Source organism: Rhodoferax sp. LS1P39 (genome assembly GCF_056521425.1).
In genome coordinates this window covers 63,397-80,413 of record NZ_JBWMAV010000005.1, presented here as the reverse complement: position 1 = coordinate 80,413, position 17,017 = coordinate 63,397, and the positions used below count along the sequence as shown (strand labels likewise).

Genomic DNA, 17,017 nt, shown 5'->3' with positions numbered 1-17,017 from the left:
GCGGCGTACTGCTCGCATGCCCCATTTTTCCCTCCCGATTTCTCGCCGTCTGGGCCTCCTAGGCATCGGTTCCGCCCTGCTGTCCGGCTGCTCGGGTGCCCGGCTGCTGGACCGCCTGGTTGCCCACGACACCTACCACGGCCCCACCGGCGTGGCCTATGGCCCCGACCCTCGGCATTTGCTGGACGTGTACCAGCCCGCAGCGGGCACGGCGCCCGGCGGTGCCCCGGTGGTGCTGTTTTTCTACGGTGGCAACTGGACGCGCGGCGAGCGGGCCGACTACCGCTTCGTCGGCGAGGCCCTGGCGGCGAATGGCATCATCGCCGTGGTGGCTGACTACCGCCTGAGCCCGCACGTGCACTATGGCGGTCTGCTGGCCGACTGCGCCCTGGCCCTGCAGTGGACTCTGTCGCAGGCCGCCCAGCTGGGTGGCGACCCGGCGCGTGTCATGGTGATGGGCCATTCCGCCGGTGCCTACAACGCCGCCATGCTGGCCCTGGATCCGCGCTGGCTGGCCCCCCTGGGCCTGGCACCGAAACAGTTAGCAGGCTGGATCGGTCTGGCCGGGCCCTACGACTTTTTGCCCATCATCGACCCCGAGGTGCAAGTCGCCTTCGGCTGGCCGCAGACCCCGGCCGATTCCCAGCCCATCTTCTACGCATCCGCCAAAGCCCCCCGCACCTTGCTGCTGGCAGGGCGCAGCGACACCGTGGTGAACACGCAGCGCAATACCCTCGGCCTGGCGACTCGGCTGCGCGCCGCAGGCACCCATGTGGACGTGCGCATCTTCGACCGCCTCGGCCACGTCACCACCATCGCCGCCCTGGCCCGGCCTTTGGACTGGCTGGCCCCGGTGCTGCCGACCGTGGTGGCCTTTGTGCGGGGGGAGGCGCTGCCTCAAGGGGCGTGAAAGCGGAAATTTTTTTCCTCTCTTTGATTTTTAGGCCGTTTTTCATATACCAAATCGGCCTCTCGTGCCCATTCAATCAGCACGAGATGCTCTTGTTTTTTACTATCAATAACGGAGCAAATGGTTTCGGCTGCACGGGCGTGAGTCCATGTGGGCAGCGGTGTTCCGCATTGAAGTCTGTTTGCCCATGGCGGACAAGAAGCAGCTGCATGGGGTTTTAGGCAGGCGTAAACGATGCCAGCTGGATCACCCCGGCCTCCGAGGTCTGGAAGCCACATTGCTGGTAGAACCCGCGCAGCGCAGGTTCAAAGTCCACGTGGACCCAGGCCAGGCCGGCGCTTTTTGCGGCGGCAATGCCGTGCAGCACGAGTTGGCGGCCTATGCCTTGCCTTCTGAAGGCTGGGGCCACGGTGGGGTCGAGTACAAAGGCGTGCGATTGGCCGTCCCAGGCGATGTTCACGAAGCCCACCAGCGCCTCGCCGCTGTAGGCGCAGATGCTGGTGAAGCCCGCCTGCAATACAGGCCGGAAAGAGCGGTCCTGGTGGCCGGGCCACGCCTGCGCAAACAGGGCGTTGAGCGCTGCGTCGCTGGCATCTGCGTCGCGCCGGTAGTTGATAGGAAGGGTGTCGCTGGCCATGGTGTACCCCGGTACTTGCAAATCCAGCGCCATGAACACGCTGTGCGGGTTCTCTTGGTAGCTGGCGAAAGGGCCGCAGAAGGCAAAGCCTACGCTGGCGTAGAGTTTTTGGGCGGGGTGGAAGGCGCTGGCGGTGCCGGTTTCCAGACTGATGCGGGTGTAGCCGCGGGCTTGGGCGACTTGCAGGATGTGCATCAGCAGAGCGCGCCCGGCACCGCGGCCGCGGTGGGCGGCGGGGGTGCGCATGGATTTGAGTTCGCCGTGGTGGGTATCGAGCTGCTTCAGTGCGCCGCAGCCCAGCAGCAGCGGGCCGTCCCAGGCGGTCCAGAACGTGATGTCGGGGGCGCGCAGCTTGTCAATATCCAACGCAAACACGCACTCTGGCGGCGACAGCTCGTACATGTTGTCCAGATGCTCTTGCAGCAAATCGTGGATTTGCGGGCGGCTGAGGTCGTCAATTTCGATCTGCATGGTTGCTTAAATTTGATAGCTGCTCACGCCCATTCCATAAGCGCTAGCAGCACTTTTGGCTTAAACCGCCTCGCCGATGCCGCCCACCACCTGGCTGAAGCCGCCGTCCACATAGGTGATCTCGGCGCTCACGCCTGCGGCCAGGTCGCTCAGCAAAAACGCGGCCACATTGCCTACGTCGTCAATCGTTACGTTGCGGCGGATGGGGCACTCTGCGGTGGCCTTGAGCATCTTGCCGAAGTCCTTGATGCCGCTGGCGGCCAGGGTTTTGATGGGGCCGGCGCTGATGCCGTTGACCCGCACACCCTTGGGGCCCACCGACTCGGCCAGGTAGCGCACGCTGGCTTCCAGGCTGGCTTTGGCCAGGCCCATGGTGTTGTAGTTGGGCAAGACGCGCAGGCTGCCCAGGTAGGTGAGCGTGAGCAGGGCCGACTTGTCGCTGAGGTAGGGCAGGGCGGCCTTGGCCATGGCGGGGAAGCTGTAGGCACTGATGTCGTGGGCCACGCGGAAGCTTTCGCGGCTCAAGCCCTCTAAAAAGTCGCCGGTGATGGCTTCGCGCGGGGCAAAGCCGATGCTGTGGACGAAGCCGTCAAACGTGGGCCAGGTCTGGGCCAGGTCGGTAAACAGCTTGTCGATTTGCGCGTCGTCGCCCACGTCGCAATCAAAGATGAGCTTGGAGTCGAAATCGGCGGCGAATTCGGTGATGCGGTCTTTGAAGCGCTCGCCCACGTAGCTGAATGCCAGCTCCGCGCCTTCGCGGTGGCAGGCCTTGGCAATGCCGTAGGCGATGGAGCGGTTGCTCAGGACGCCGGTGATGAGTAGTTTTTTGCCAGCCAGAAAGCCCATTTTTTATCTCCTGAAAAAGTAAGCGACACCGGCTATTCCCTGCGGCCCGGCCCGTGTCAAAAAGTATTGCAGAATTGTCGCATGCGGGTTGCAGGACTTTTTCTGTTGATGTGTTGCTGCGTGCCCGCCTGGGGCGCGCATGCCTATGCGCAATTTGGCGACGTGAAATACCCCGCCGGGTTCAGCCATTTCAGCTATGTGAACCCCAATGCCCCCAAGGGTGGCGAGATCCGCATGGTTCCGCCCACCCGGCCCACCAACTTCGACAAGTTCAACCCGTTCACCTTGAAGGGCACGGCCCCTTTTGGGATTGGTGGCATGCTGATGGAGGCGCTGCTGGTGGGCAATATGGAAGAGCCCACCACCGCCTACGGCCTGCTAGCCGAGGACGTGGAGGTCGCCCCCGACAAGCTGTCCGCCACCTTCAGACTGCACCCCGCCGCCCGCTTCCATGACGGCACGCCGGTGCTGGCCGCCGACGTGGCCTACTCCTTCAACACCCTGGTCAGCAAGCTGGCCGCGCCGCAGTACCGCAGCATTTTTGCCGAGGTGAAGGGCGTGGTGGTGCTGGGCGAGCGCACGGTACGCTTCGACTTTGCCAACCCCAACCCCGAGCTGCCACTGGTGGTGGGCACCGGCCTGCCGGTGTTCAGCCGCGCCTGGGGCAAGGGTGTGCCGTTTGATACCGTGGTGGAGCAGGTGCCCATCGGCTCCGGCCCGTACAAGATCACCACCCCGAAGCTGGGCCGCGACATCACTTACACCCGCGACCCGGCCTACTGGGCGCGCGACCTGGGCGTGCGCAAGGGCCAGTTCAACTTCGACCGCATCACCTACAAAATCTACCTGGATGAAACCTCGCGCTTCGAGGGGCTGCGGGCCGGAGAGTTCGACTTCATGCGCGAATTCATCTCGCGCAACTGGGCGCGGCAGTACGTGGGCAAGCAGTTTGACAACGGCACGCTGAAAAAAGCCACCTTTGTGAACCGCAACCCGGGCGACTTCCAGGGCTATGTGCTGAACCTGCGCAACCCCAAATTCAAAGACGTGCGGGTGCGCGAGGCGCTGGGCCTGGCGATGGACTTCGATTGGCTGAACCGCCAGCTGTTCTACGGTGCCTACCAGCGCGTCAACGGCTACTTCCCCAATAGCGAATTCCAGGCCCAGGGCCTGCCCGGCGCGGACGAGCTGGCCCTGCTTGAGCCGCTGCGGGCGAAACTGCGGCCCGAGGTGTTTGGCCCGGCCTACCTGTCGCCCAGCACCGCGCCGCCACACAGCCTGCGCGACAACCTGCGCCAGGCGCAAAAGCTGCTGCATGAGGCGGGCTGGGACTACCGCGATGGTGCACTGCGCAATGCCCAGGGCGAGGCCTTCACCATCGAATTTCTGAACGACCAGCCCAGCCTGGCGCGGGTGGTAGCACCGCTGCAAAAGTCGCTGGAAAAGCTGGGCATTGCGCTGCAGTTGCGGGTGGTGGATTTCTCGCTGTCCAAGCAAAAAATGGATGCGTTTGATTTCGAGATGACCAGCGTGCGCCTGGTGGGCAGCAGCGCGCCCGGCGGTGAGCTGCTGGAGCTGTACGGCTCCAAGGCGGCGGCTACGCCCGGCTCTAACAACATCTGGGGTATTGCCGACCCTGCGGTGGATGCGCTGCTGCAAAAGGTCGTTACCGCCACCACCCGGCCCGAGCTAGCTACCGCCATGCGCGCCCTGGACCGGGTGCTGACCCACGGCCACTATTCCATCCCGCAGTGGTTCAGCAACGCCTTCTTTGTGGGCTACCGGCCCGCCCCCTTCGTGCTGCCCGCCACCACGCCGCCGTACTACCAGGTGGATGGCTGGGCCAGCAGCACCTGGTGGGCATCGCCCAGCAACAAATAGCCATGCTCGCCTATATCCTTAAACGCATTCTGCTGATGGTGCCTACGCTGCTGGGCGTGCTGCTGGTGACCTTTGCCGTGGTGCAGTTCGTGCCCGGCGGGCCGGTGGAGCAGATGGTGTCGCAACTGCAGGGCCGCGATTCGGGGGGCGAGCGTGCGGCGGCTTCGGGCGCGGGCTACCGGGGGCGGCAGGGAATAGACCCGAAACAGATCGAAGAAATCCGCCAGCTCTACGGTTTCGACAAGCCCGCGCATGAGCGCTTTTGGCAGATGCTGGGCCAGTTTGCCCGGTTCGACCTGGGCCAGAGCTTCTACCAGCACAAGGACGTGTGGCAGCTGGTGAAAGAGAAGCTGCCGGTGTCCATCAGCCTGGGGCTGTGGACCTTCTTTTTGAGCTATCTGGTTGCGGTGCCGCTGGGCATTGCCAAGGCGGTGCGGGCCGGGTCGCGGTTTGACTTTGTGACCACGCTGCTGATCCTGGTGGGCTACGCCATCCCCGGCTTTGTGCTGGGCGTGGCGCTGGTGGTGATTTTCGGTGGGCAGTTGCAGTGGTTTCCGCTGCGCGGGCTGACCTCCAGCAATTGGGACACGCTGAGTTGGGGCGCGAAGGTGGTGGACTACCTGTGGCACATCGCGTTGCCGGTCACCGCCATGGTGCTGGGCAGCTTTGCCGTGACCGCCATACTGACCAAGAACGCGTTTCTGGAAGAAATCCGCAAGCAGTACGTGCTGACGGCCCGCGCCAAGGGCCTTACAGAGAGGCAGGTGCTATGGAAGCACGTGTTGCGCAATGCGCTGATCCCCATCGTCACCGGCTTTCCTGCCGCCTTCATCGGCGCGTTTTTCACCGGCTCGCTGCTGATCGAAACCCTGTTTTCGCTTGACGGCCTGGGCCTGCTGAGCTACGAGAGCGTGATCCGCCGCGACTACCCCGTGGTGCTGGGCACGCTGTACCTGTTTACGCTGATCGGCCTGGTGACCAAGCTGATTTCCGATCTTTGTTACGTCTGGGTAGACCCTCGTGTCAGATTTGATTAGCCCTAGCCCATCCAAGCGCGCATGGCAGCGCTTCAAACGCAACCGCCTGGGCTACGGGAGTCTGGTGATTTTCTGCGTGCTGGTGGTCTTGAGCCTGCTGGCCGAGGTGCTGAGCAACGACCGCCCGCTGGTGCTGCGCTACCAGGGCCAAACCTATTTCCCGCTGGTGAAAGACTACGCCGAAACCACCTTTGGCGGCGACTTCCCCACGCCCACCGACTACCTGGACCCATTCATCAAGGCGCAACTGGCGAAAGACGGCAACTGGGCCATCTACCCACCCAACCCTTTTGGTCCCAAGACGCTGAACTACTTTGCCCAATTTCCCAACCCGTCGGCCCCGTCGCGCGACAACCTGCTGGGCACGGACGACCGGGGGCGTGACCTCTTGGCGCAGTTGATTTACGGCTTTCGCGTCAGCGTGCTGTTTGCGCTGGCGCTCACACTAGTGGGCACGGTGCTGGGCATCGTTACCGGGGCGGTGCAGGGCTTTTTTGGCGGCAAGACCGACCTGGCCTTTCAGCGCTTCATCGAGATCTGGGGCTCCATGCCCGAGCTTTATTTGCTGATCATCTTCAGCGCGATTTTTGCGCCCAGCATCAGCCTGCTGCTGGTGCTACTCAGCCTGTTTGGCTGGATGGGCCTGAGCGACTACGTGCGTGCCGAGTTTCTGCGCAACCGCCAGATGGACTACGTCAAGGCCGCACGCGCTCTGGGCGTGGGCAATGCGCAGATCATCTGGCGGCACATCCTGCCCAATAGCCTCACGCCCGTGGTCACCTTTCTGCCATTCCGCATGAGTGCGGCCATTCTGGCGCTGACCTCGCTGGACTTTCTGGGCCTGGGCGTGCCGCCGGGCACCCCGTCGCTGGGCGAGTTGCTGAGCCAGGGCAAGGCGAACATCGACGCGTGGTGGATTTCGCTGTCGACCTTTGCGGTGCTGGCGATCACGCTGCTGCTGCTGACGTTCATGGGCGATGCGCTGCGGGATGCACTCGACCCTCGGAAGGCGCAGGCATGAGTTTGCTCGACGTGCAGGACTTGACGGTCAGCTTTGACGGCAAACCGGTAGTCAACGGCATCAGCTTCCAGATCCAGCCCGGCGAAAAGCTGGCGCTGGTGGGCGAGTCGGGGTCGGGCAAAACCATCTCCGCCTTAAGCCTGCTGCGCCTGGTGGCCGATGCGCAGACCTCGGGCAAGGCGCTGTTTGGCGGGCAAGACCTGCTGGCGCTACCCGAGCACACGCTGCGTGGCATCCGCGGCCAAGACATCGCCATGATCTTCCAGGAGCCGATGACGGCGCTGAACCCGCTGTTCACCATTGGCCGCCAGATTGCCGAGGTTTTTGAACTAAAACAAGGCCTCACGCCCATCCAATCGGCACAAGCAGCTATTGAAATGCTAGCGAGCACGGGTGTGACCGAACCCGCCCGCCGGGTGGGCAGTTACCCGCACCAGCTCAGCGGCGGACAGCGCCAGCGCGCCATGATTGCCATGGCCCTGGCCTGCAAACCCAAACTGCTGCTGGCCGACGAGCCCACTACCGCCCTGGACGTGACGGTGCGCGGCCAGATTCTGGCCCTCCTGTCCGACCTGCAGCGCCAATACGGCATGGCGGTGCTGCTGATCACCCACGACCTGCACCTGGTGCGCCAGTTTGCCGACCGTGTGGCGGTGATGGAGCGCGGCCACATCGTGGAGACCGGTGCCGTGGCGGCAGTTTTTGAGAACCCGCAGCACGCCTACACCCGCAAACTAATCGCCAGCAAGCCGGTGCGTAATGTGGTGGAAGAGGTCGCGCCCGAGAACTCCGCCGCGCCCTTGCTGCAGGCTAAAAGTTTGCGGGTGGCTTATCCCACGGCACTGCCGGGCATCCGCGGTTGGTTCAAAAAGTCCGAGTTCGTGGCCTTGCAGAGTGCCAGCTTCGCCATCCCGCCCAGCCAGACGCTGGGCGTGGTGGGCGAGTCGGGCTCGGGCAAATCCACGCTGGCCCTGGCGGTACTAGGCCTGCAAGCTTACGGCGGCACCGTGCAGATCGGAGGGCAAACCTGGGGCCGCGAAGCCGCCAAGAACAAGGCCCTGCGCGCGCAGATCCAGGTGGTGTTCCAAGACCCGTTTTCGTCCCTGTCGCCACGCCTGACGGTCGAAGAAATCGTGGGGGAGGGCTTGCGCGTGCACGCCCCGCAGCACAACGCCGCCGAGCGCCAGCGCCAGGTCATCCAGGCGCTGGCCGACGTGGGCATGGACGAGGCGCAGTTCCCCGGCCTGCTGCAGCGCTACCCGCACGCTTTCTCCGGCGGGCAGCGCCAGCGCCTGGCGATTGCCCGGGCGTTGATCGTGCAGCCGCAGCTTTTGGTGCTGGACGAGCCCACCAGCGCGCTGGACGTGACCATCCAGCAGCAGGTGCTGCAGTTGTTGCAACGCCTGCAGCGCGAACGCGGTCTGGCCTACCTGCTGATCACCCACGACATGGACGTCATCCGCGCCATGGCGCACCAGGTGCTGGTGGTACAAAACGGTGAAATCGTGGAGACCGGCCCGGTAGCGCAGGTGCTGGACGCGCCGCAGCATCTCTACACACGAACTTTGGTTGCGGCAAGCACGTAGTCCCGTAAAAGCCCCTACAAACGAGTGCAAAGCCCACAAGTATTTAAGAAAAAACCCTGCGTCGCCTTCTGGGCGAGCAGGTCTTTTGCTTAAATACTGCCCTTTTCTGGGCTAGAATAAGAGCTCACGACCAAACGGGCGGGTAATTACCGCCCGTTTTTTTTGGTCGATTGTTTTTAACAGGTTCCAAAAAGCAGACTTTTCAAGTGCTTTTTAGGGCTATTGCACCTACCAATATCACACGTGGCGTTACAAGAAATCGTTGAACAAACCGTAACCGGATTCGGCTACGACCTCGTAGAGATCGACCGCTCTGCCGGTGGTTTGCTGCGCATCACGATCGACCATCCCTGGGTCGCTGGCGCGCCAGAGCAGTTTATCAACGTCGAAGACTGCGAAAAAGTCACCCGCCAGCTCCAGTTTGCACTGGAAGTCGATGGCGTGGAATACAAGCGGCTGGAGGTCTCCTCGCCCGGTATCGACCGCCCCCTGCGCAACACCACAGATTTTGAGCGTTTCGTCGGCTATGTGATCGACGTAAACCTCAAGGTGGCCATTGGCGTTGCCGCAGAAGGCAAGGTCAACGCCAACCGTAAGAAATTTCGCGGCACGCTGGAGGCCGTGGCGGCTGTCGGCGACGCTGCCCCCAGCTGGCAAATCGTCTGGAGCGATGAGCCCGAGCCCAAGCCGGGGGTGCGCGTCAGCAAGAAGCGCGTTCCCGCGCCTTTGCAGGCCATGGGTTTCAATTTGAGCGAGATCCGCGATGCCCGGCTGGCCCCCATCGTTAGTTTCCATGGTCGCAACGCAAAAGACACGGGTGTTGCGCCTGAATGATGTTCCGCCGCTCGCTGCGGATGGGGTTTTTTTGGTTTTAGTGTTCAGGAGATTCGTGACATGAATCGCGAAATGTTGATGTTGGTAGATGCCATTTCACGTGAAAAGAACGTGGAGCGGGATGTTGTTTTTGGCGCGGTGGAGTCGGCTTTGGCGCAGGCCACCAAAAAGCTGTACCAGGGCGAGGTGGATATCCGCGTCGCCCTCGACCGTGACAGCGGCAACTACGAAACCTTCCGCCGCTGGCTGGTGGTGCCCGATGCCGCCGGTTTGCAAAACCCCGAGGCGGAAGAGCTGGTGTCGGACGTGCGCGACGATATTCCTGACATCGAAGAAGGCGACTACATCGAGAAACCGATCGAGTCCCTGCCGATTGGCCGGATTGGCGCGATGGCCGCCAAGCAGGTCATTCTGCAAAAAATCCGCGATGCCGAGCGCGAGATGCTGCTCAACGACTTCATGAGCCGTGGCGACAAGATTTTTGTCGGCACCGTCAAGCGCATGGACAAGGGCGACATCATCGTGGAGAGCGGCCGTGTCGAAGGCCGCCTGCGCCGCAGCGAGATGATCCCCAAGGAAAATCTGCGCACCGGCGACCGCGTCCGCGCCATGATCATGGAAGTGGACCTGACCCTGCGCGGCGCACCGATCATCCTGTCGCGCAGCTCGCCTGCCTATATGGTCGAGTTGTTCCGCCAGGAAGTGCCCGAAATCGAGCAAGGCCTGCTGGAGATTAAATCCTGCGCCCGTGACCCCGGTTCGCGCGCCAAGATCGCCGTGCTGTCGCATGACAAGCGCGTCGATCCCATCGGCACCTGTGTGGGCGTGCGTGGCACCCGTGTGAACGGCGTGACCAACGAGCTGGCCGGTGAGCGCGTCGATATTGTGCTGTGGAGCGAAGACCCAGCCCAGTTCGTGATCGGTGCCCTGGCCCCGGCCAATGTGTCTTCCATCGTGGTGGACGAAGAGCGCCACGCCATGGACGTGGTGGTCGATGAGGAAAACCTGGCGATTGCGATTGGCCGTGGCGGACAAAACGTGCGCCTGGCCGCCGAATTGACCGGCTGGAAGATCAACATCATGGATGCGGCCGAATCGGCCCAGAAGCAGGCCACCGAGACCGACTCCAGCCGCAAGCTGTTCATGGAAAAGCTCGATGTCGACGAAGAAATGGCCGACATCCTGATCCACGAAGGTTTCACTAGCTTGGAAGAAATCGCCTACGTGCCGCTGCAGGAAATGTTGGAAATCGAAAGCTTCGACGAAGACACCGTGCATGAGCTGCGTTCGCGTGCCAAAGACGTGCTGCTGACCATGGAAATTGCCCTGGAAGAAGACGCTGAAGCGGCCGAACCGGTCTCGCAAGACCTGAACGACCTCGAAGGCCTGACCCCCGAATTGATCGCCAAGCTGCAAGCTGGCGGCATCCACACACGCGACGATCTGGCCGACTTGGCCGGTGATGAGCTCTCCGAAATTACCGGCCAGTCTGAGGACGAGGCCACGACCTTGATCATGAAAGCGCGCGCACATTGGTTTACCAATGACGCCGCTTCTCAAGAGTAATGGTCATGAAAGGTCACACAATACATGTCCACTACTACCGTCGCCGAGTTTGCTGCTGAACTCAAAAAATCTCCCGATACCCTGCTGGAACAGCTCCGCGGGGCCGGTGTGCCGAAAGCCGCTACGTCCGATGTCCTGAGCGAATCCGACAAGCAGCGCCTGCTGGGCTTTTTACAGGCCAGCCATGGCACCGCCACCCTGGAACGCAAGAAGATCACCCTGGTGAAGAAATCCACCAGCGAAATCAAACAGGCCGACTCCACCGGCCGTGCCCGCACCATCCAGGTGGAAGTGCGCAAGAAGCGCACCTTCATCAAGCGTGAAGATGGCATGGACGGTGTCATCGAAGGCTCTGCCGAGTCTGAGGCCGAGGTCGATGTGCCCGTCAGCAACGCCGCGGAAGAAGCCGAATTGGCCCGCCGCGAAGAAGAGGCGCGCCGCCAGGCCGAACTGATGCGCCGCCAGGAAGAAGAACTGATCGAAAAGCGCCGTCTGCGCGAAGAGCAGGAAGCCCGCGATGCCAGCGAGCGTGCCGTGGCCGAACAAGCCGCTGCCGAAGCTGCCGCCAAGGCCGCTGCTGCAGCCCAGGCCGAGCAGCAAAAGGCCGCTACGCCTGCCAACCCTGCCACGCCGACGGCACCCGCCCCCGGTTTGTCGGCGGTGGGCCAAAACATCAACGCCGCTGCCGATGCCGCTGCTGCCGCCAAAGTCCAGGCACAAAACGAAGCCCGCGCCAAAGCTGCCGCCGATTCCAAGGCCCGTGCCGACGAAGAAGCTGCCCGCGTGGTCGATCTGGGTGACCGCCGCCGCAAGGCCGAGGCCGAAGCCGCCGCCATTCGCTTGATGATGTCCACGCCCAAGAAGGTGCTGGTCGCCCACAAGAAAGTGGAAGAACCCAAGCCGGTGGTGAAGCCACCCGTGGTCGATGCCGCCAAGGCTGCTGCCATGAAGGGCACGCTGCACAAGCCTGCCGGCGGTGCCGCACCGGCCAAGCCCGCCGTGGGCGCACCCGCTGCACCCGGCGCTGGCAAGGAAGTCAAATCCGCCAAGCTGTCCAGCAGCTGGGCCGACCCGGCCAAGAAGAAACCCCTGCCTACCCGTGGCGACTCCAGCGGTGGCGTAGGCCGTGGCAACTGGCGCGGAGGTCCGCGTGGCCGCCGTGGCAGCAATGACCGCGACCAGCGCGACGACAACATGTCGCAGGCACCGGTGGAAGCACGCACGATCGAAGTGCACGTGCCCGAAACCATCACCGTGGCCGAACTCGCCCACAAGATGGCGGTCAAGGCCTCCGAGGTGATCAAGCACCTGATGAAGCTGGGCCAGATGGTCTCCATCAACCAGCCGCTGGACCAGGACACGGCCATGATCGTGGTCGAAGAAATGGGCCACAAGGCGGTGGTGGCAGCGCTGGACGATCCAGAAGCCTTCACGGTCGAAGAAGTGCAGCAGCAAGTGTCCGAATCCTTGCCGCGCGCTCCGGTGGTGACCGTCATGGGCCACGTCGACCACGGCAAGACCTCGCTGCTGGATTACATCCGCCGCGCCAAAGTGGCCTCCGGTGAAGCCGGTGGCATTACCCAGCACATTGGTGCCTACCACGTGGAAACTCCGCGCGGTATGGTGTCCTTCCTGGATACCCCGGGCCACGAAGCGTTTACCGCCATGCGTGCCCGTGGTGCGCAGGCTACCGACATCGTGATTCTGGTGGTGGCTGCCGATGACGGCGTGATGCCGCAAACCAAAGAAGCCATCAAGCACGCAAAGGCTGCGGGTGTGCCCATCGTGGTGGCGATCAACAAGATCGACAAGCCCGATTCCAACCCCGAGCGCGTCAAGAACGAGCTGGTGATCGAAGACGTGATCCCCGAAGACTTCGGTGGCAGCTCGCCTTTCGTCTCCGTCTCGGCCAAAACTGGTTTTGGTATTGATGAGTTGCTGGAACAGGTGCTGTTGCAAGCCGAAGTGCTGGAACTCAAGGCACCGGTCGATGCCATGGCCAAGGGCCTAGTGATCGAAGCGCGTCTGGACAAGGGCAAGGGTCCGGTGGCCACCGTGCTGGTGCAGTCGGGTACCTTGAAGACCGGCGACATCGTGCTGGCTGGCTCTACCTATGGCCGCGTGCGCGCCATGCTGGACGAAAACGGCAAGCCCGCCAAGTCGGCAGGTCCGTCGATCCCGGTGGAAATCCAGGGTCTGACCGAAGTGCCCCAGGCCGGTGATGAATTCATGGTCTTGCCGGATGAGCGCCGGGCCCGTGAAATCGCTACCTACCGTGCCGGTAAGTTCCGCAACACCAAGTTGGCCAAGCTGCAAGCCGCCAAGCTGGAAACCATGTTCACCGACATCACGGCGGGCGAGGTCAAGATGCTGCCGATCATCGTCAAGGCCGACGTGCAGGGTTCGCAAGAGGCTTTGGCCCAGTCGCTGCTCAAGCTGTCGACCGACGAAGTCAAAGTGCAAATGGTCTACACGGCGGTGGGCGCGATCAGCGAGTCCGACATCAATTTGGCGATTGCTTCCAAGGCCATCGTGATCGGCTTCAACGTGCGGGCCGATGCCGGTGCGCGCAAGCTGGCCGAGAACAACGCCGTGGACGTGAAGTACTACAACATCATTTACGACGCAGTCGATGAGTTGAAGTCCGCCATGGCCGGCATGCTGGCACCCGAGCAGCGCGAAGAAATCATCGGTATGGCCGAGATCCGCACGGTGTTCGTGGCGTCCAAAATTGGTACGGTGGCAGGCTGTATGGTCACCACCGGCTCGGTCAACCGCAGTGCACGCTTCCGCTTGCTGCGCGAAAACATCGTCATCTACACCGGTGAAATTGATTCGCTCAAGCGCGTCAAGGACGATGTGCGCGAAGTCCGCGAAGGCTTCGAGTGCGGTATCAAGCTCAAGAACTACAACGACATCGCCGTGGGCGACCAGTTGGAATTCTTTGAGATCAAAGAAATCGCCCGTACGCTGTAATGGTCAAACGCAAAGCCGCTGCGCCCAACCGCAGCCTCAAAGTCGCCGATCAGATCCAGCGGGATCTGACCGAGCTGATCGCCCGCGAGTTGAAAGACCCGCGGGTGGGCATGGTGACCATCCAGGGGGTGGAAGTCACGCCCGACTACGCGCACGCCAAGGTGTTTTTCAGTGTGCTGACCGGCAACCCGGACGAATGCACCGAAGGTTTGAACCAGGCCGCAGGTTTCCTGCGCTCGGGTTTGTTCAAGCGGCTGCATATCCACACCGTGCCGACCTTGCACTTCCACTACGACCGGACCACCGAGAAAGCCTCGGACATGAACGCGCTGATTGCGCGGGCCGTGGCTTCCCGGGCCAAGGAAGACTGAACGCATGACCGCAACGCCTCGGGTACGGGTTGCCAGGCGCCCCGTGCACGGGGTGCTGTTGCTGGACAAGCCTTTGGGCCTGTCGAGCAACGACGCGCTGCAAAAAGTCAAATGGCTGCTGCGCGGCGAAAAGGCGGGCCACACCGGCACGCTGGACCCGCTGGCCACCGGGGTGCTGCCACTGTGTTTTGGGGCGGCCACCAAGTTCAGCCAGCTGCACCTGGATGCGGACAAGACGTACCGGGCCACGGCCCGGCTGGGCGTGAAGACCAGTACCGGCGATGCCGAGGGCGACGTGATCGAAACCCGGCCCGTGGCGGTCACGCAGGCGCAGATCGATACGGTCGTTCCGCGTTTTACCGGGCCGATCCGGCAGGTGCCGCCGATGTACAGCGCCTTGAAGCGCGACGGCAAGCCTTTGTACGAATACGCGCGGGCCGGCATTGAACTGGAACGGCCTGCACGCGATGTCGAGATATTTGAACTAAATGTGGCCTTAGCGCCCATGGAATCGGCGCAAGAAGCTATTGAAATAGTAGCAAAGTGCTCCAAGGGAACGTATATCCGTACCTTGGGCGAAGACATTGGCGAGGCCTTGGGCTGTGGTGCGCATTTGACATCGCTGCGCCGCATTGCCACTGGCGACTTCGCGATTGGCCAGTGTGTGACGCTGGCGGCGCTGGAAGCCATGACCGAAGACGAGCGGCTGGCGTGTTTGCTGCCGGTGGATGCGCTGCTGGCGCAACACCGCCGTGTCACGCTGGACGCACAGAATGCAGGGCGGTTCCTCAGCGGCGTTCGCCGCCGGGGTGACTGGCCCGACGATGACCGCGTGGCGGTTTACGGAGACACCCCTCCGACCTTGCTGGGCGTGGCCCAGACCAAGGACGGTGAATTGATACCAGGGCGACTGCTAAGCCCGCTGGATATTGGTCAGATTTTGGCCCAGGCGCAAAAAGCAGAGAGCCCCAGCCTTTAGATTTAGGAGTAGAGAACTATGAGCATTAAACAAATTCGCAATATCGCGATCATCGCCCACGTTGACCATGGCAAAACCACCATGGTTGACCAGTTGCTGCGCCAGTCCGGCACTTTTGCCGAACACGAAAAAGTCGTGGACACCGTGATGGACAACAACGCGATTGAAAAAGAGCGTGGCATTACCATTTTGGCCAAGAACTGCGCCGTGACCTGGGAAGGCACGCACATCAACATCGTTGACACCCCCGGCCACGCCGACTTCGGCGGCGAAGTGGAACGTGCCCTGAGCATGGTCGACGGCGTGGTGCTGTTGATTGACGCGCAAGAAGGCCCCATGCCCCAAACCCGTTTCGTGACCAAGAAGGCCCTGGCCCTGGGTCTGAAGCCGATTCTGGTGGTCAACAAGGTGGACAAGCCCGGTGCGCGTCCTGACTTCGTGGTCAACGCCGCGTTCGACTTGTTCGACAAGCTTGGCGCGACCGACGAACAGCTCGACTTCCCCGTGGTGTATGCCTCCGGCATCAACGGCTGGTCGTCGCTGGTTGAAGGCGAGCAGGGCGAGCAGTGGGGCCCCGACATGTCGGCCCTGTTCAACACCGTGCTGCAACACGTGCCCGCCCAATCCGGCGACCCAGAGGCACCGTTGCAACTGCAAATTTCCGCACTCGACTTCTCCACCTTCGTGGGCCGTATCGGCGTGGGCCGCATCAGCCAGGGCACCATCAAGCCCATGATGGACGTGGTGGTCATGGAAGGTCCGGACGGCAAGGCCGTCAAGGGCCGCGTCAACCAGGTGTTGACATTCCAGGGCCTGGAGCGCGTGCAAGCGGCAGAAGCCGGCCCCGGCGAGATCGTGCTGATCAACGGCCTGACCGACATCGGTATCGGTGTCACCATCACCGACCCGGCCAACCCCGCACCGCTGCCCATGCTGAAGGTGGACGAGCCTACGCTGACCATGAACTTCTGCGTGAACACCAGCCCGCTGGCCGGTCGCGAAGGCAAATACGTCACCAGCCGCCAGATCTGGGACCGCCTGCAAAAAGAACTGCAACACAACGTGGCGCTGCGCGTCAAGGAAACCGACGAAGAAGGTATCTTTGAAGTCATGGGCCGTGGCGAATTGCACCTGACCATTCTGCTGGAAAACATGCGCCGCGAAGGCTACGAGATGGCTGTCTCCAAGCCCCGCGTGGTGATGAAAGAAGTCAACGGCGAAAAGCACGAGCCTATCGAGTTGGTGACGGCCGACATCGAAGACCAGCACCAGGGCGGCGTGATGCAGGCACTGGGCGAGCGCAAGGGCGAACTCGTCAACATGGAGCCGGATGGCCGTGGCCGTGTGCGCCTGGAATACCGTATTCCGGCGCGTGGTCTGATTGGTTTCACCAATGAATTCTTGAACTTGACCCGCGGATCCGGCCTGATCTCCAACATCTTCGACTGCTACGAGCCGCACAAGGGCGACATTGGTGGCCGCAAGAATGGCGTGCTGATCTCCATGGACGCAGGCGAAATCTTCACCTACGCCCTGGGCAAGCTGGACGACCGTGGCCGCATGTTCGTGCGCGCCAACGATCCCGTGTACGAAGGCATGATTGTGGGCATCCACAGCCGTGACAACGATCTGGTGGTCAACGCCACGCGTACCAAGCAGCTGACCAACTTCCGCGTGTCTGGCAAGGAAGACGCGATCAAGATCACCCCCCCGATCGAGCTGACGCTGGAATACGGTGTGGAGTTCATCGAGGACGACGAACTGGTCGAAATCACGCCCAAGTCGGTGCGTCTGCGCAAGCGCCACCTGACCGAAAGCGAACGCAAGCGCGCTGGCCGCTAAACGGAACCTATCCCCAGTATTAGCTGGGTGATTGGCTCCTGAAACCCCGGACGCTTTGAT

At 62.3% G+C, this 17,017-nt stretch carries 13 protein-coding genes; 11 read left to right on the top strand and 2 right to left on the bottom strand.

The genetic code is table 11. The features are described 5' to 3' along the window. The first annotated feature begins 16 nt into the window (after window positions 1-16). Complete coding sequence (locus tag AC097O_RS10410) at window positions 17-910, top strand: alpha/beta hydrolase (RefSeq protein WP_479592707.1); 894 nt, start codon at window positions 17-19, stop codon at window positions 908-910. Window positions 911-1,127: 217 nt separating this feature from the next. Here AC097O_RS10410 and AC097O_RS10405 read toward each other — a convergent pair whose 3' ends face one another. Both AC097O_RS10405 and fabI read right to left on the bottom strand, forming a co-directional pair. Then, window positions 1,128-2,018: a GNAT family N-acetyltransferase gene (locus AC097O_RS10405; RefSeq protein WP_479592706.1), complete on the bottom strand. Its 891-nt coding sequence runs from the start codon at window positions 2,016-2,018 to the stop codon at window positions 1,128-1,130. Window positions 2,019-2,078: 60 nt separating this feature from the next. Continuing rightward, the gene (gene fabI / locus AC097O_RS10400; RefSeq protein ID WP_479592705.1) at window positions 2,079-2,864 is read right to left on the bottom strand and encodes an enoyl-ACP reductase FabI; all 786 of its coding nucleotides are present in this window, start codon (window positions 2,862-2,864) and stop codon (window positions 2,079-2,081) included. An 81-nt stretch (window positions 2,865-2,945) separates the two neighbouring features. Between fabI and AC097O_RS10395 the strand changes: the two genes are divergently transcribed. The 10 genes from AC097O_RS10395 to typA all read left to right on the top strand — a co-directional run bounded on the left by AC097O_RS10395 (window position 2,946) and on the right by typA (window position 16,957). Beyond that, complete coding sequence (locus tag AC097O_RS10395; protein WP_479592704.1) at window positions 2,946-4,745, top strand: extracellular solute-binding protein; 1,800 nt, start codon at window positions 2,946-2,948, stop codon at window positions 4,743-4,745. 2 nt (window positions 4,746-4,747) lie between these two features. Further along, entirely contained in the window at window positions 4,748-5,782 is a 1,035-nt protein-coding gene (locus AC097O_RS10390; protein ID WP_479592703.1) for a microcin C ABC transporter permease YejB, read from the top strand. Then, window positions 5,766-6,803: an ABC transporter permease gene (locus AC097O_RS10385; protein WP_479592702.1), complete on the top strand. Its 1,038-nt coding sequence runs from the start codon at window positions 5,766-5,768 to the stop codon at window positions 6,801-6,803. Before AC097O_RS10390 ends, AC097O_RS10385 begins: the two co-directional genes overlap by 17 nt. After that, entirely contained in the window at window positions 6,800-8,389 is a 1,590-nt protein-coding gene (locus AC097O_RS10380; RefSeq protein WP_479592701.1) for an ABC transporter ATP-binding protein, read from the top strand. Before AC097O_RS10385 ends, AC097O_RS10380 begins: the two co-directional genes overlap by 4 nt. 243 nt (window positions 8,390-8,632) lie before the next feature. Next, a complete protein-coding gene (gene rimP / locus AC097O_RS10375) occupies window positions 8,633-9,223 on the top strand; it encodes a ribosome maturation factor RimP (protein ID WP_479592700.1) in 591 nt (196 codons plus the stop codon). Window positions 9,224-9,283: 60 nt separating this feature from the next. Beyond that, window positions 9,284-10,789, top strand: a complete 1,506-nt coding sequence (nusA, locus tag AC097O_RS10370) for a transcription termination factor NusA (RefSeq protein ID WP_315183220.1) — start codon at window positions 9,284-9,286, stop codon at window positions 10,787-10,789. Window positions 10,790-10,813: 24 nt separating this feature from the next. After that, entirely contained in the window at window positions 10,814-13,765 is a 2,952-nt protein-coding gene (gene infB / locus AC097O_RS10365) for a translation initiation factor IF-2 (RefSeq protein WP_479592699.1), read from the top strand. Continuing rightward, on the top strand, window positions 13,765-14,136 hold the full coding sequence (gene rbfA, locus AC097O_RS10360) for a 30S ribosome-binding factor RbfA (protein WP_295957978.1): 372 nt from the start codon (window positions 13,765-13,767) through the stop codon (window positions 14,134-14,136). Before infB ends, rbfA begins: the two co-directional genes overlap by 1 nt. A gap of 4 nt (window positions 14,137-14,140) precedes the next feature. Continuing rightward, entirely contained in the window at window positions 14,141-15,115 is a 975-nt protein-coding gene (truB, locus tag AC097O_RS10355) for a tRNA pseudouridine(55) synthase TruB (protein WP_479592698.1), read from the top strand. An 18-nt stretch (window positions 15,116-15,133) separates the two neighbouring features. Beyond that, the gene (typA, locus tag AC097O_RS10350; RefSeq protein WP_315189694.1) at window positions 15,134-16,957 is read left to right on the top strand and encodes a translational GTPase TypA; all 1,824 of its coding nucleotides are present in this window, start codon (window positions 15,134-15,136) and stop codon (window positions 16,955-16,957) included. The last annotated feature ends 60 nt before the right edge of the window (window positions 16,958-17,017 follow it).

Coding starts and splice junctions, on each gene's coding strand:
- AC097O_RS10410 (WP_479592707.1), top strand. CDS start 17: ATGCCCCATTTTTCCCTCCCGATTTCTCGCCGTCTGGGCCTCCTAGGC.
- AC097O_RS10405 (WP_479592706.1), bottom strand. CDS start 2,018: ATGCAGATCGAAATTGACGACCTCAGCCGCCCGCAAATCCACGATTTG.
- fabI (WP_479592705.1), bottom strand. CDS start 2,864: ATGGGCTTTCTGGCTGGCAAAAAACTACTCATCACCGGCGTCCTGAGC.
- AC097O_RS10395 (WP_479592704.1), top strand. CDS start 2,946: ATGCGGGTTGCAGGACTTTTTCTGTTGATGTGTTGCTGCGTGCCCGCC.
- AC097O_RS10390 (WP_479592703.1), top strand. CDS start 4,748: ATGCTCGCCTATATCCTTAAACGCATTCTGCTGATGGTGCCTACGCTG.
- AC097O_RS10380 (WP_479592701.1), top strand. CDS start 6,800: ATGAGTTTGCTCGACGTGCAGGACTTGACGGTCAGCTTTGACGGCAAA.
- nusA (WP_315183220.1), top strand. CDS start 9,284: ATGAATCGCGAAATGTTGATGTTGGTAGATGCCATTTCACGTGAAAAG.
- infB (WP_479592699.1), top strand. CDS start 10,814: ATGTCCACTACTACCGTCGCCGAGTTTGCTGCTGAACTCAAAAAATCT.
- rbfA (WP_295957978.1), top strand. CDS start 13,765: ATGGTCAAACGCAAAGCCGCTGCGCCCAACCGCAGCCTCAAAGTCGCC.
- truB (WP_479592698.1), top strand. CDS start 14,141: ATGACCGCAACGCCTCGGGTACGGGTTGCCAGGCGCCCCGTGCACGGG.
- typA (WP_315189694.1), top strand. CDS start 15,134: ATGAGCATTAAACAAATTCGCAATATCGCGATCATCGCCCACGTTGAC.